This window comes from Shewanella sp. 2_MG-2023, from assembly GCF_030548905.1.
Classification (GTDB): Bacteria; Pseudomonadota; Gammaproteobacteria; order Enterobacterales; family Shewanellaceae; genus Shewanella; species Shewanella electrodiphila.
Window position 1 is genome coordinate 22825 of sequence record NZ_JAUOSO010000002.1, and the last position, 15484, is coordinate 38308.

At 39.2% G+C, this 15484-nt stretch carries 10 protein-coding genes; 4 read left to right on the plus strand and 6 right to left on the minus strand.

The features are described from left to right. Positions 1 to 11 precede the first annotated feature (11 nt). On the minus strand, positions 12 to 1478 hold the full coding sequence (locus tag Q4600_RS02440; protein WP_102527207.1) for a sulfatase: 1467 nt from the start codon (positions 1476 to 1478) through the stop codon (positions 12 to 14). A gap of 808 nt (positions 1479 to 2286) precedes the next feature. Between Q4600_RS02440 and Q4600_RS02445 the strand changes: the two genes are divergently transcribed. The 4 genes from Q4600_RS02445 (at position 2287) to Q4600_RS02460 (ending at position 8010) form a co-directional block, all read left to right on the plus strand. Beyond that, a complete protein-coding gene (locus tag Q4600_RS02445) occupies positions 2287 to 4836 on the plus strand; it encodes a TonB-dependent receptor (RefSeq protein WP_102527206.1) in 2550 nt (849 codons plus the stop codon). Positions 4837 to 5189: 353 nt separating this feature from the next. After that, complete coding sequence (locus tag Q4600_RS02450) at positions 5190 to 5663, plus strand: Lrp/AsnC family transcriptional regulator (protein ID WP_102527205.1); 474 nt, start codon at positions 5190 to 5192, stop codon at positions 5661 to 5663. A 251-nt stretch (positions 5664 to 5914) separates the two neighbouring features. Continuing rightward, positions 5915 to 7273 carry a sodium-dependent transporter gene (locus Q4600_RS02455; protein ID WP_303517660.1) on the plus strand — a complete coding sequence of 453 codons (1359 nt, stop codon included), beginning with the start codon at positions 5915 to 5917 and terminating at the stop codon, positions 7271 to 7273. Between the two features lie 326 nt (positions 7274 to 7599). Beyond that, positions 7600 to 8010 (plus strand): DUF3010 family protein, encoded by a 411-nt coding sequence (locus Q4600_RS02460; protein ID WP_303517708.1) that lies wholly within the window; start codon positions 7600 to 7602, stop codon positions 8008 to 8010. On the opposite strand, the gene lepB is transcribed toward Q4600_RS02460, so the two are convergent. The 5 genes from lepB to Q4600_RS02485 all read right to left on the minus strand — a co-directional run bounded on the left by lepB (position 7996) and on the right by Q4600_RS02485 (position 15392). After that, complete coding sequence (gene lepB, locus Q4600_RS02465) at positions 7996 to 8667, minus strand: signal peptidase I (protein ID WP_303517662.1); 672 nt, start codon at positions 8665 to 8667, stop codon at positions 7996 to 7998. The genes Q4600_RS02460 and lepB overlap by 15 nt on opposite strands. A 188-nt stretch (positions 8668 to 8855) precedes the next feature. Continuing rightward, entirely contained in the window at positions 8856 to 10049 is a 1194-nt protein-coding gene (locus Q4600_RS02470; RefSeq protein WP_102435612.1) for a sodium:proton antiporter, read from the minus strand. Between the two features lie 319 nt (positions 10050 to 10368). Further along, a complete protein-coding gene (locus Q4600_RS02475; protein ID WP_303517667.1) occupies positions 10369 to 12273 on the minus strand; it encodes a CRTAC1 family protein in 1905 nt (634 codons plus the stop codon). Between the two features lie 125 nt (positions 12274 to 12398). Continuing rightward, positions 12399 to 13850 carry a sulfatase gene (locus Q4600_RS02480; RefSeq protein WP_241906367.1) on the minus strand — a complete coding sequence of 484 codons (1452 nt, stop codon included), beginning with the start codon at positions 13848 to 13850 and terminating at the stop codon, positions 12399 to 12401. Positions 13851 to 14387: 537 nt separating this feature from the next. After that, positions 14388 to 15392, minus strand: coding sequence for a HEAT repeat domain-containing protein (locus Q4600_RS02485; RefSeq protein WP_303517671.1), 1005 nt, complete (start codon positions 15390 to 15392; stop codon positions 14388 to 14390). Between the last annotated feature and the right edge of the window lie 92 nt (positions 15393 to 15484).

The following is a 15484-nucleotide window of genomic DNA, read 5'->3' on the forward strand; positions in this document are numbered from 1 at the left end:
AGTAACTTAGCTTACTGCGTCGCTGGCAAACGATATTTATCCATTCTGTCCATATCGTATTTTTCAAACTTACGCTTTAATAACCAGCGCGGACGCTCTAAAGTGAGCTCCCAAGTAAACAAATCTTTGAACATCTTTTTAACGCGCTCAGGCTCTGCTGCTGCAAGATTGTGTTGCTCGCCAATATCATCAGCTAAGTTATATAACTCTGCAGGTCTATCAGGAAAACGAATAAGCTTCCAATCTTGATCGCGAATCACAGCGCGCGTTTCTTTTTTCCAGAACATCTGTTGATGCGGTCGACTTACATTGTCGCCGTTTATATAAGGCAGCAAATCAACGCCGTCAGTATCTGTTACTTTATCAGCACCACCTGCGGCTGCAACAAAAGTAGGTAATAAATCTAAGGTACTAACTGGATAGTCATAACGTTGATTAGATTTAATTTTTGCTGGCCAGCTCATGATAAATGGCACACGGATCCCACCTTCTAAATGATTAGATTTCGTGCCTGCTAATGGTGCATTGTTCGATGCGTTTTTATCGGTTGGACCACCATTATCATTGGTAAATACCACGATAGTATTATCAGCTAAATCGAGTGCTTCAAGTTTGTTCATCACTATGCCGGTTGCTCTATCCATGGCTAAGGTCATGGCGGCTAACTCTTGTTGTTTTCCCGATAATTTTGGGAATTTAAGTAGATCATCAGGCTTTGACTCCATCGGAGTGTGCACAGCATTAAAGGCAAGATAGATGAAAAATGGATCGTGTTTATTTTGCTCAATAAAGTCTGCAGCGGCTTGGCCAAGAATGTCCGTTAAGTAGCCTTCTCTTTCTTCAAAATGGCCTATTCCGCGTTCTAGTTGTTTGTCATACATAGTGCTGTTAGGGTCATTTTCAATTTGTTTTGGGTATTTAAAGTAACTGCGATCGCCACCTCTAAAACCTAAAAACTCGTCAAAACCGCGGTTTAATGGATGGAACCGTTCGGCGCTGCCTAAATGCCACTTACCCAATACGGCAGTTTTATAACCTTGTTCTTTTAAGTAGTCTGCCATGGTTGTTTGATCAACTGGCAAGCCCATTTCAGGCCCTAATAACGCTGAGTTATCACTCATAAAACCCGGTACGTTGATTTCTTCGTAGCCAAATCTTTGCTGATATTTACCTGTCATTAATCCAGCTCTCGATGGACCACAGGTTGCATCACTCACATAGCCTTGACTAAAAATAACCCCTTGCTCTGCAATATTGTCTAAATGCGGGGTTTGCATGATTTGACTGCCTTGAAAGCCAAAGTCGCCATAGCCGGCATCATCGGCAAAAATGAGAATGATATTTGGTTTGTCAGTCGCAGTAGTGAGCTTCGCTTCAGACTGTTTCTGTGTTTGTTGTCTCGTCTCACCTTGCGCATAGACGTTAAGGGTTAACAGGCTAGACAATATCACTACGCTTTTGATTATTCTTACTTTCATTTAGAAACTGCTCCATGTATTCACAACGACTGTCATCGTTAATATTGTTTGTTCGCGCAAAGCTGTCTAATGAAGCGTTGGCTCATAATGACTAGCCATGTTTGGCACTTCTACAAACGGTGCCAAACTTCAACTATCAAAATCAGTGACAAATCACGCCAGGTAAGCAGCTAAACCTCGTCTAAAGTATTAGACCAAGTTTGCCTCACATTAACTTAACAATTAACAAACAGTAAAACGTTACAAATATTTAAACATATGATGTTTACACTTGTAAACAGTATGTTGTACCAACCAATCATTTATGGCACAACAAATGGAGACTAAAGAGCATACATTTGGTGCGATCAATACTTTTTACCCTGTAATTATAGAAACTTAAATTTATTTTCTCGGAATATATATCAAACAAAAATATTAACTAAAAGCCTATTACCTTTGTTGATACAGCAAACATTTCATACAAAAATCGCCAAAATTTTAACGAATTCCTATTCGATTGAAGAAGTATTTTTAACAAATTTCATTTACAAAACCACCACAAAACCCGACAATTTCTCTGATAAATGATAATAAATCAATGCTATAGCACCGTAATAACAACAAATATTTAACATGTTGCACATTTAAACATCATATGTTTAAATACTTCATATGAACTGTATTGCCTGTTTTTTATACATATACTAACAAGCTTATTTAAATACGCTGTAAACATTAAGTCGTGGTTTACCAAGTTCTGATTTGTATGGGGGGGGAATTTATTTCCCGCAATAAGACATAAATAATAAATACACGGAGTAAGAAAATGCCTAAATATAGTAAATTGCATAAAGCAATATTGCTGGCTGGTTGTTCTTTTGCAGCCTTCTCAAGCAACCTATATGCTGCGGAAGTTGTAGATGCGCCTAATGAAGAAGCGGTTTCAACTAAAGACATTGAAGTCATCATGGTAAGCGCTCAAAAACGTGAGCAGGCACTAAAAGATGTTCCCGTCTCTATTGAAGTTTTGGATGGTGATTTAGTCGAAAAAATGGGTGTCCAAGACGGTTTCGACCTCGTTAAATACCTACCGGGCTTTGGTATCGATGACAGTACTGAAATTAGAACAACAACATTAAAAACCCGTGGTATTGGTACTTTTACTAACTCTATCGGTTTGCAATCTTCAAACCTTGTGGTTATTGATGGTGAAGTATTACCCCGTCAATCTATGCTAAACCTTGCGGTTGCCGATGTTGAACGTGTTGAAGCGTTACGTGGTCCTCAAGGCACCTTATTTGGTCAAAACACCTCAACCGGTATGCTGCATTATGTGACCAAAAAGCCTAATTTAAATGGCGTTAGCGGTAAAGTTAGAACCGAACTCACCCAAGACAATGGTATAAATGTTAGTGGCGTAGTGAATGTGCCCTTCTCTGACAATTGGGCGTTTCGAATGAACGCACAGTGGAGCGAAGTTGACGGTTGGATTGACAATACAATGCCTGGTCATGAAGATTATAAAATTGGTGAAAAAGATCAATCAGGTTTACGTGGTCAACTTCTTTATGATGATGGCGAGCAATTTAATATCTTATTCCGTGCTGAATATGCAGAAACTGACAGTAACTGTTGTTCAATGACACAGATTGGTCCGGTTAATCCAGATTACGGCCCTAAACCTATCATCAACATTAAAGATGATGGCATCATTGAAGGCACAACTTATAACCGTATCAATTCTTCAAAATCTTTTGATGATACAGGTAAACCTGTTACTGCTCGTAACCCCGAAGCAAACTATGGTTCAACTGAAAACCTCGGTTTTTCTATTGCTGCTGACTATTACCTTAATGATGACTTAACCCTTTCATATAATGGTAGCTACCGAGACTTCGACCTATATAACAGTTCAGGTTTTTTCACTTTAAACTTCCCACTAGAGCGCTCAGCATTTGGCGGTAATGAATCTGTTATCGTGAACCAACAAGAAATTCGTTTAAGCTCATTCGATAATGAAAAATTTGATTGGATTGTAGGTTTGTTTTATCACAACACTGAAGGTCAACGTTCAGAAAACCGAGATGGTTGTATCGCTGGTAACTTCGGCTTTATCAATGGCGGCGAGTTATCTGGTTGTTACGATCGCCAGTCTACAAGAAACTTCTTAAGCATGTACGAAGGTCAACAGTTTGACGAAAGCATGATGGCCGACCTAAATCCAGGTCGTTTGCTCTCTGGTGGTAACTTCACCACTAACTTCGAAAACTTTGCCATCTTCGGTCAATTTGAATACCAAATTACAGATCAACTAGATGCCACTTTCGGATTCCGTGCTCTGCATGAAGAAGGTGAAGCAACGTTCGAGCGTACTGATTTGTTTGCACCATCAGATGGGATCGGTATGGATACATACGCTGATGTGTTAGCAATGTCTCAAACAGATCCTTCATTGATTAAGCGTCAAACTGAAAAAACCAAGTTCTCAGATTCTGATGATGCATTTATTTACAAGGCTGTTGTGGGTTACGACTTTACCAATTCAATTCGTGCTTACGTCAATTACTCAACGGGTTATAAAGGTTCTTCGTATTTTGTTACTACAAATACTAACCCATTAGATGCTGATCAATTCCCAACAAAACCTGAGCAATCAAGTAACTTTGAAGTTGGTTTACGTACTGGCTTTTTTGATAATGACGTACTATTCAACATCACTTACTTTGATATGACAGTTGAAGATTATCAAGTACGCGCAACACGTGTGATTGATGAAGAAGAGAATATCGTTTTCGCAGGCTACGTGAATGCAAAAGAAGCACGCTCAACGGGTTTCGAAGCTGATGCGATAGTTGATATCACAGAAGATTTACGTTGGACCGCAAGTTACGCCATTTTTGATGCGCGTTACGAAGATTTCTCAGATACACCAATTAACTGTCCTGCAGGTGATGGTGGCGAATTAGCAGATCGTTGTAACACTGATCCTGTAACCGGTCGTCAAACATTTGATCAAACAGGCCTTTCTTTCCCGAATAATGCTGAGCAGCAAGTATTTAGTACATTGAAATACTCAACTGAATTCGGTAACACGGGCTGGAATGGTAACGTACAAGCAGCTTGGCGTTATAACGGTGCGCATACACAAACTATTAATGAGCTAGCGCTTGATCAAAATGCTAATCCTTCTTCAAGTATTTGGGATTTATACTTTAACTTTGGGCAAGACAATTTACGTTTCAGCCTATATGTGAAGAACTTATTCGACAAGCCATATACCACACGTCAAAACACCAACCAAGAAGGTTATGGACAAGCCTTCTACCCTCGTGATTGGAACCGTTTCTTTGGCGGCAGCGTGCAATATGCTTTCTAAGCTCGTTTAATCCATGTTGCCTTACTGTCATTGCCCCAACAGTGATAGTAAGGCTTAAAGCAATACAGCACGTAGCTAACAAGTACGTTGCTAACCAGTTCAATAAGGGCGAATGAGATATCCCCTTTCCTGTCTCATTCGCCCTACATTGAATTTGCGATTTTTAGCACAGTGATTGCTAAACATGATGAAAGTATCAAAAACACCTTCGGGTGTTTTTTTATGTCTACAGCATAAGAAGTCGTTACTTCACACGTCATGAGGATTATAATTCTATGTAATTTTTTATCTTGCTTGCTAAGTTATCTGTAATTGTCGGATTGCCAATTATCGAGAACCTTACTAGGAGCACCATGACACAACTCACCTTAGACAAAATTGATTTCGCGATTCTCTCAGCGCTACAACGCCATGGGCGCTTATCCAATCAAGAATTAGCAATCAATGTGGGGTTATCGCCTTCTCCGTGTTCTCGTAGAGTTAAAGCTTTAGAGGATGCTGGTTTTATTGCAGGTTACGCAACACTATTAAATGCAGAACAATTCAACCTAGCCTTAACGGTGTACATTCAAATCCGCTTAGAAAAACACGCCAGTGACATATTAGAGGCATTTGAAGCCGATATTATTAATTATGAAGAAGTTCAAGAATGCAGTTTAATCACCGGCAATGAAGCTGACTATCACCTTAAAGTGTTAGTCAAAGACATGCAGCATTACAAAGTATTCTTACTGGATAAACTCACGACAAACCCAAATATAGCGGGGATCCATTCAAGCTTTGTACTTAAAAAAGTGAAAAGTAGCACAGCCATTCCCATCAGTTAATGTGCGCTATATCAACTTTGTGCCAATCTGTATAAATATATTAAATTGCGCCAGCAAACCTTCTTGGTTGCTATGGCGAAAACATATTTCAAACAATGTAAAAATATCACATTAATTTTCTGCACACCCTCTATATACAGCAATTAAATATCGCCACAGGTATTAATCTAGCAATATAAAACCATTGCACCACGTCAATAAAACACTATCATGCGCGCTCTTTATATTTTCATCCTCATCAGAGAGTCATCATGAGTGCACAAGCAAACGGACATTTTAGTTCAAGAATCGGTTTTATTATGGCCGCAGCAGGTTCTGCTGTCGGTGTGGGTAATATTTGGGGATTCCCAACACAAGCAGCAACCCACGGTGGTGGTGCATTTTTACTCGTATATGTGTTGCTCATTATCCTACTGGGATACCCAATGCTGATGGCTGAGCTAATGGTGGGTCGTCATGGGCAAACTAACCCTGCAGATGCCATGGCAAAACTGGGCAACTCTGCAATATCAAAGCAGATCGGTAAAACGATCGGTATGATTTCGATTATCACAGCAACACTGATTTGTACCTTTTACAGTATTCTTTCTGGCTGGTTTGTCAGTTTTGCGCTAGCACCCATTGCACAAATGGCAGACCAACCTGATATTGCAAACTGGTTTACCGAGTTTTCAGTTTCAAGGAACTTAGTCTTTTCTTTAGTGTTTATCGCGTTAGTTGTTCTAGTGATCCGACAAGGGATCCAAAAAGGTATCGAGCGTTGGTCTAAGCGTTTAATGCCATTGTTGCTGATAATGCTGGTGTTAGGGGCGGTTTATATCTTAACTCAGCCAGGGGCAATGCAAGGTTTAAAGGTATTATTAGTTCCTGACTTTTCAATGATATTTAATGCTGATGTGTTAATTGGTGCCTTAGGACAAACCTTCTTCTCATTAACTGTGGGAACAGGAGCGATGATGGTTTATGGCGCCTATCTAAATAAACAAGAGAACATCGGCCAATTAACTGCTTACGTCACGTTAACTGACACTATGGTAGCTTTTCTTGCTGCGCTAATGATTATTCCAGCAATGTACGTGGCGCAACATAATGGCGTTCAAATATTTGCAGACGATGGCAGTTTACTCAACTCAGATACGCTTGTGTTTAGTGTTCTACCTGCATTATTCGACTCTATTGGTGGCATCAGTCAATATATTATCGCTATCGTGTTTTTTACGTTAATGACCATTGCCGGATTAACTTCTGCTATGTCGATTGTTGAAGTGCCCACCAGCTATATCGTCGAAAAGACATCATTAAACCGCAACAAAGCTACGTTAGTTGTCGGCGTCTTTATCGCCATCATGGCCAGCATCATTGTGTTTAACTTTAGTGCATTATTCGGACTTATCATTACCTTAACAACAGAGCGAGCACAGCCTTTAATTGCTTTAGGTATTGCGATATTCATGGGTTGGGTTTGGCATAGAAATAAGTTAATGGAAGATATTGCGCAGCAGGATTCTGTTAACCCAGATAGCTTTTTTTGGCGCTTATGGCCTGTCTACGTTAAGTATATTTGTCCGCTATTAATAACAGTGATAATTCTACAATTATTTATTGGTTAGCTAGAAGCTTATCTGTAAGCGAAGGGTTCATCTGCAAAGTCGTTATTAAACATTGAGTCTCTAAAGGGATCTTTTTAAAACAATAATCAATCACACAAAGGCCATGACGACATGGCCTTTTTTATCACTGTAAAATATAAGCGATTTACACTTCCCATTTCACATCTACAAATCAGGTTACATCTACAAATCAGGTTACAAACAATACTGTATAAATAAACAGTATTATGATAAATTAAACTATCCCAGTATAGTAATAATGTCATTAGTTTACATAAGGCATTGAATTATTAATAAAAACAAAAGAGAATCATCTAATGAATGTGATGGGCATCATGCTTAAAGCTAATGAAATGCGAATAGTAACTTTAACGGGCAGCAGAACCTGTCATGAAATGGTTAATGCTAAATTCAATAAGCTCGCTTTGAATAAGCACCCTGAGCAAAAAGATGTGAAAGAACTAGTACAACAAATTATGGACTATTGTAACGCCAACAACATCAATAAAGCGGTGATTAATCGACGCTCTACCACAGGTCAAGGAGCTGGTGGTGCGGGAACTTTTTTATTAGAAGGCGCCATATTAGCTACATTAAATTGTGAAATAGATTTTGTGCATCCAGCAACGTTAAGAGCTACCGATAAGCGTGAAGCAGATCATAAGTCAACCAAACCTAAAACAGTCGACTTGGGCAAAGCTTATGATCTGGCTTATGAAGCACTAGCCCTCAATTAAGCTATGTAAAAAGCGCTCTGAACGTGGAATGTAGTAATTATCATAGTCAAATGACATTACTACACTGGATGTTTTGGCTATGATTTCATCTCTAGGTACAAAACCAATCACTCGAGAATCAGAACTATGATCACGGTTATCGCCTAGTGCTAGGTAATGACCTTCTGGTACGGTAACCTCAGAAAAATTTGAAAGCCTAGAGCCACTGTTACTGGTGCGAACGAAATGGTTAACCGTGCTAGTTTCAGAAAATAATTGCTCAATTTTGTCCTCGGATGAATCAGTTGAACTTATTGGTTGATAGGCTAATGTATTTCCATTAATGCTGAGCACATTATCCGTTAATGCAATGACATCACCTGGGACGCCAATGACACGTTTAACCAGTCTATTATCAGCAGCTGTAGATTCGAAAATAATAATATCGCCGCGCTGAGGATCTGCAATCTTATAAAGCGAAATGTGCGTAAACGGTACTCGTAAATCATAAGCCATTTTATCAGCATATAACCTATCACCTTCGATGATTGTCGGTTTCATTGAACCTGACGGCACTGTATACCAATCTGCAACGGCACTTCTAAAAACACTCATTAAGATAATAAATAACAATATCGATTTATTAGCTTTAATCGCTTTTATAATCCTGTTCGTCATATAAACTCCATTTTATTAAATAACAAATTCACTTGTAGATTAGCAAAATGGAATGCAATACAACAGTGAGTTTAAATGATGTTTAATCTTCAATATGATGTGCGAATTTAATTAAGCAGAAGTGTGGCATTATTATGCCTGATATAGAAATGCTTAAAGGGAAGCTAAGTACTTCCCTTTCTATGCATTTATTTGACCCGCGTGCTGATCCATTTAGCTAATATATTTGCTGACGCGCCATGGGCAATAAGACTGATAAAAACAGTACAAATAACTGTCATCGCAATAAAGTCACCCCCCGGCAAATCACGATCAAGCATAATGATAACAAACACAATGGATGCTAAACCGCGGGGTCCAAACCAGCCTAAAAATAATCTTGAAGGGACATTCTCACCTCTTCGCCCCAAAGATATGAAGATAGGTATCATTCTAACAACAGTTAAACTTAGTAGAGCATACAGAAGCATCGTCCAAGTAAACGTTTCAATAGCATTGCCAATGACAATGGCACCAAATAACATCCAAGTCAGTAATGCGAGAATTTCGCCAATACCTTCTGTGGGTAATATCAATTTATGTTTGACGTCTTTCATCAAGTATCCAAACAACAACCCACCAGAAAACGCCGCAATATAACCACTCCCCTCCAATTGTTGAGAAATAGCAAAACAACATAGCGCTAGACTTAAGACAATGTTTTGGCTCCAAGCCTCAGTGATCCAATTTTTCTTATAACTGTATCTGATTAACTTTGATGCGATAAAGCTTGCTGATAACCCCACCGCTAAACCAATGCCTAATTCTTCAGCTAAATAGGTCATTGCTAAATGGGATACTTGCCCTTCTGCAATACTGCCACCAGCAAGCGCAAGAAATACAAATAAAATAGGTACACAAATCCCATCATTTAAGCCACTTTCAATATTGAGACCTTCACGAATTTTTGCAGGCACTACAGGACTGGAAACCACAGCTTTACCTAAGGCGGCATCGGTTGCAGCTAACATGGTTGCCAACGCAGCGAGTTCAAATAGAGATAAATTAGGAAACAGTAGATAACCAGCAATAAAACCTAACCCAATGGCACCTGGAAGCCCATATAGCAGCATCCGCGTCGGAATATTAATATGCTGTTTTAATATCGATAAATTACTGTTTGAGGCATCACAAAATAACACCACAGCCAAGGTTAAATCGGCAAACACCCGCATAGCTGAATTACCGAGTTCATTGCCCAACCAGCCAAAAGCTGACGGTCCCAGTATGAAACCCACGACAACAAACACCATAGGGCCAGATATCATCGATCGCTCGACTCGGCCTGCAATTAAACTGTAGCTAAAAGCGAAAACAGCTAATATCGCTAATTCTAAATACATGACTCAATCTCCCTATCGAGGCGCTAACGCAATTCATTGCATCATCTAAATTTAAGCATTATTAAAAACACCTAGATTACATCACCCAATGATTATGACCTATTTATTATCCTGCACGACAAGTTTTAGTAGGCAAGCCCAAATATCCACCATAAAAAAGCCTCGAGATATATCGAGGCCAGTTAGTTAATCTACTTAATGCTAGAATTAATTGATATATATATCCCTTAAAATCAATAGCTAAATTTATCTTAAACAGTTAAAGAATACAATTTCACATTAACGATTACAGATAGTGTTAGCGTCGTGACAAAAGTCATCATAATAAATTAATCTGATTAGGGTTAATGTCTTTAAATGTCGACGTTTCGCCATTAGTCCAAATGACCTCAACTGAATCAATTTGCTGACATTCGCCCAACCCAAAATGGATTTGTTGATTATAAGATTGCGTGTAAGGCGCACCAGATGCGCCGACTCGCCTAATTTGACTACTGCCACAAGCACTAAGTTTTACCAAAGCCCCTTGTGCAGTTGCTTTATCCTTTGGTGAGTTATTAACTGTTACTACAGTGAAGTTCGCATTCCCCGTATCGCGATTGACCGCTTGGTTTTTGTAAACATGCCATTGACCGCGCTCATTTGCGTAAACAAGATCATTAAATCCATCTCTGTTGTAATCAACCACATCACTGCCAGAGCCTGCTGCGCCGAGCTCCAGTGATTTAATGCCATGGTGCGCTTGAACTGTAAATGTACCATCACCATTATTAAGCCAAAGTAGCTGTTCTGTTGCCTGAGACAAATCTCCTTGCTTAACCACAAACACATCTTGATACCCTGAATTGTTAAAGTCTGCCACCGCGACACTTGAAGTATGCTCATTCATCACTAGATTAGCCTTAGCCGTGACATTGACAAATTTTCCATGTCGATTCTCAAGTAACATGTCTTTAGGCGCAGGCAATTGCTCTGTTGCGTCATATTGCTCAACACCTTTAACTACCCCAGTCGTTGGCGAGAAGGTATTTCCTGCGATCCGCCAGGTATCATTACCTACGTAACCAACATATAGCCCTTTATTAGGTAGTTTGTCAGGCCAGCCTAATGCATTACTGCTAACCAACTTGATGTTTTGTCCACTATGACGCTCACCTTCAAATTGGTACTTATATGCTCCCTCTCCTATAAACACATCTTGATTTGGATAAGGTGACTGGTAATTTTCTAATTCAAAAGTGTCACCAATGATTAAGTCCTCAAAGCGGAACTTGCCACGTTTAGTATAAAAGGCAAAAGTATTACTGGCTTTATCAAAGAAGGTGTCACCCGCTTCAAATGGTCTTGCTCTGGTAAGATAGAGGTCAAAGTCACCATCATTATCATAATCAATTTCAGCTATACCAGTGACATGTTTTATATCTTGAGCAAACACACCATTAGTCACTTCTGTGTAAGTTAAATCACCATTTCCCTTTAAAGCGATTAGCCGGCCATGACCGTATATAAGTAAGTCATCAATTTTGTCATTGTTAAAGTCAGTAATTAGTACTTTTTGCCCATCCTGATAAGTTTGCGGTAAATCTGTCGCATAACTGAGATTGCCTTTGCCGTCATTTTGATAAATAAAGTTTTCAGTCGTACTTTTGGGTTTTGGCCCCTTAGCCCGCGAAGGAAAACCCATTAATATTAAATCTAATTCACCATTGTTATTTGCATCAAAAAACTTACTGGTTCTGCCACGTAAGTTTTGTAATGGCGGGTTAAATTCATTACCTTCAATGATCGTTCGGCCATCAAAATGATATAGCTTGGCATTACGTGCATTGGAGCCTGAACCGCCTCCACGAGAAATTAAAATATCAACTTTTCCGTCTTGATTAAAATCTGCAACACCAATGCCATGCATGTCACCCACAATCAAATCATGACCTTTCGAATATGTGCCTTCATTGTTCCAATAAAGCTTTACTGAATATCCGTGATCGGTCAGCAAAAGGTCTGGATAACCATCCTGGTCAAAATCGGCTATCACCGGATTATCCCATTTACGGCGATTAACACTTTCCAGTTTGATATCTTGGTGCTGGTCTGAGAATAATATGCGTTGATTGGTCACTGTGTCTGCTGAACCAGAGTCTTCAGTTGTAGTTTCACAACCTAACAAACTGGCAATAGCTAAACTGACAGCGAGCGCCGTCGATAATTTTTTAAACTGTAACATGAGTGCTTCCTGCATGAAGGGCCATGGTATTAACTCAATTAGATTGATGAGTTAATACCGATGAGCTTTAAAAGTGCATAACTAATGATATAAACACAATCAATTAAGATGAGTGAGAGTCAAATCTACTTGCTGGTAGAAAAGGTTTGATCGAAACGCGGCATGCCTTTTAAACGCCAATCAGCGCCTTCATAGGCTTCATGGAACCAAAGCGGTTGTTTATTATCCCAACTCCACTTTTCCATCTCTCTTACCATGTCAATCAACATTGTTTTATGCTTTTTACTTAAATCATTGGTTTCATTTAAGTCCACTTCAACATTAAACAATTGCCAAGGCTTGTCACCCTGCTTTACCGCTTTCCATTGATTGCGGCGAACAGATGCATCGCTATAGCCTTTACGGTGACGTAAAACATAAAAGAGCTCATCTTTATGCGGATCTTCTCCGGCACTAAATGCAGGCCAAATATCTTTACCGTCTAACCTTTTTTGACTCGGAATTGTTATGCCAGCTAACGCTGCAAATGTCGGATATAAATCTAACGCTAACACGGGGTGTTCGAAGCGCTGACCAGCAGCAACTTGTTTAGGCCAGTGAAACAACATTGGCGATCTAAATCCGCCTTCATATACGCTTCCTTTGCCTTCCTTTAACGGGTAATTACTGGCACCTTTGCTTAGCTTGCCTCCGTTATCACTTAAAAAAACAATCAAGGTGTTATCTAATTGATTAGTCTTTTCTAACGAGTCAACAACGCGCCCAATACCGCGATCTACCGCATAGACCATTCCTGCGTAGGTTTTACGTTTTTCATCGGTAATGTTAGGAAACATATCCATGTCAGATTGTTTCGCCTCTAAAGGAACATGAGGTGCGTTGTAGGCTAAATATAAAAAGAATGGTTTGTCATCGGTCGCTGCATCTTCAACGAAACGACTGGCTTCGCGAGAAAGCGCATCAGTGATGTATTCGTTTTCATCAACTTCTTTACCATTATGTTCCAAAGGCAAAATGTAATGATTGATATTGGTATTGCCCAGTTTTACTTGGTTAGCATATTGCGCTTTAAACTGTTCAGGGAAGTAATTATGCCCACCGCCAGTAAAACCATAAAAATCATCAAAGCCACGCGCATTGGGATGGAACTCAGGCGCTTCACCTAAGTGCCACTTACCGATTGCTCCAGTGTTGTAGCCGTTATTTTGCAGTAGCTTACTGATAAATTGCTCATTGGTTGGAACGCCAACAAATGAACCTTTGGTAGGTAAATTAAACTGAGAACCAATTTTATGTGGGTAACGCCCTGTCATTAACGCCGCTCGGCTGGGACCACAAAATGGATGCGCCACATAAGCTTGTGAGAATGAAGTCCCATTTGCAGCTAACTCGTCTAAGTTTGGTGTTGTAATATCAGTCGAGCCATTAAATCCAACGTCGTTATAGCCAAGATCGTCAGTCAAAATAAGCAGTATATTCGGCTGTTGCTGACTGGTATGCGCAGTTTCTGCAGCGATAGCTGGTACAGCTGTGACCGAGGTTGACACTAGCATGGCTAATGATGATAAAACGCCCAAAACATTAGCCTTGACCTTAGCTGTCCTTTTTAAATTCAAGTGCTGATACGGGCTTAATGTTGAACTTGTAGTAAGTAATCTATTCATAACATCCATTTCTCTAATTACTGCAATTATCATTAATCATGCTTTATTAACTGAGCGAGTATTAATTTAGCGTGTATTAACTTATTACGCATTAAACGCTCAAAGCCTTTACCGTCACTAAAGTAAATTATCACTACTAGAACTAAGTTACTTAATTCATTTAATAAAATATGATAATTTATTTTGCTTAACGCGATACAAACGGCATTATAAATGCCGTTTTCCTGTACAATTTTATGTAGCAAATCTAGCTACTGAGATGTGAAAACTCTCACATTAAAACTCCTGCAAAATCTCATACACATGCTCAAAGTTTTATACCGGCTGCAACCATATACTTGCCGACTAAACATGTATCGAATTAGCCTTATGCATATACCCCTGATTCGAATAGCCCCTGATTCGAATAGCACCTGAGTCAAATAGCACCTGAGTCAAATAGCGCCTGATTCAAATAGCGCCTGATTCAAAAAGAATGTGCTCTACCATGTCACGCTGCTGCGCAGTATTTAATTGATCGGTTCTTTGGTAATGCAATTCTTCTAATGCACTGAGTAATTGCGGATCGGTTAATTGTCTTTTTCCTATGACATCTAAAGCCATATCAATGACTGCATCTGAGGGATCTGATAGCGCATCCGTTAATAACATCACTTCATCGTCCCTTGAAACCACACCAATCACTCCAATGGCTGCAGCACGAACATTGTCATAAGGGGAATAATAAAATTGCTGATACGCTTGATTGAATTGCTGCTTTTTCTCTTCAGCCATGTAACTGACTTGGCTAGTCAGCTTTATGCTGTCAGTTAATATATTAGGATCTGTTATATTGACTAAATTCTGTCTTAATTGTTGTCGCTGTTCTGGCAATAACTTATGTGAATAATTTTGTTGGTATAGTTGATTCGCAATAACATCATTTGGATTTTCAATTAAAAACTCAAATATCCCCTCTTCTAAACCTTCATCCTCAACAGACGTTATCGACAACATGGCTGTTATCGCCATTTGTTTAATCGCTGAATCTTGCAGTGAATTAATATCACTCATCAACTGGTAAAATTCAGTATTAGAAGATAAATCCCATTGTTGATCATACAATGATGAAATCAGCTGGCATTGCTCAAATGTCATTGCCTCACTGGATACAGCATCTAGATTATCGATAATCATTGGCTGCGGTTTGTTATTTGTTACCCTAATCAAGTTTGAGTCATCAGTAAACTGAGCTGGGTTCTCTTGGTTTGGGTTTGAGTTTTGTAATTGGCCTTGGTTTTGGTCACGTTCTTGATATTCACTTGCATATCTAGATGAAGCGCTATTAGTTAAATCATTAAAGAAGAACCCAAACAGAAAACCAATAAACATCATGCATACTGAAAATAACAAGGCTGCTGCGATTTGTTTATTAGTTCTAATATTAAACACTAAATTTGTTTGATGATTTAACACTGCATTCCCCTTTTCATGACCCACTCAACAATATGACTATTAATGTTTATAGTGTTTGAGCGGCGAATCACTCACTGCTCAAACACTTTTAT

Excerpts from the sequence above, each read along its gene's own strand:
- Q4600_RS02440 (WP_102527207.1), bottom strand. The coding sequence starts at position 1,478 with ATGAAAGTAAGAATAATCAAAAGCGTAGTGATATTGTCTAGCCTGTTA.
- Q4600_RS02445 (WP_102527206.1), top strand. The coding sequence starts at position 2,287 with ATGCCTAAATATAGTAAATTGCATAAAGCAATATTGCTGGCTGGTTGT.
- Q4600_RS02450 (WP_102527205.1), top strand. The coding sequence starts at position 5,190 with ATGACACAACTCACCTTAGACAAAATTGATTTCGCGATTCTCTCAGCG.
- Q4600_RS02455 (WP_303517660.1), top strand. The coding sequence starts at position 5,915 with ATGAGTGCACAAGCAAACGGACATTTTAGTTCAAGAATCGGTTTTATT.
- Q4600_RS02460 (WP_303517708.1), top strand. The coding sequence starts at position 7,600 with ATGGGCATCATGCTTAAAGCTAATGAAATGCGAATAGTAACTTTAACG.
- lepB (WP_303517662.1), bottom strand. The coding sequence starts at position 8,667 with ATGACGAACAGGATTATAAAAGCGATTAAAGCTAATAAATCGATATTG.
- Q4600_RS02470 (WP_102435612.1), bottom strand. The coding sequence starts at position 10,049 with ATGTATTTAGAATTAGCGATATTAGCTGTTTTCGCTTTTAGCTACAGT.
- Q4600_RS02475 (WP_303517667.1), bottom strand. The coding sequence starts at position 12,273 with ATGTTACAGTTTAAAAAATTATCGACGGCGCTCGCTGTCAGTTTAGCT.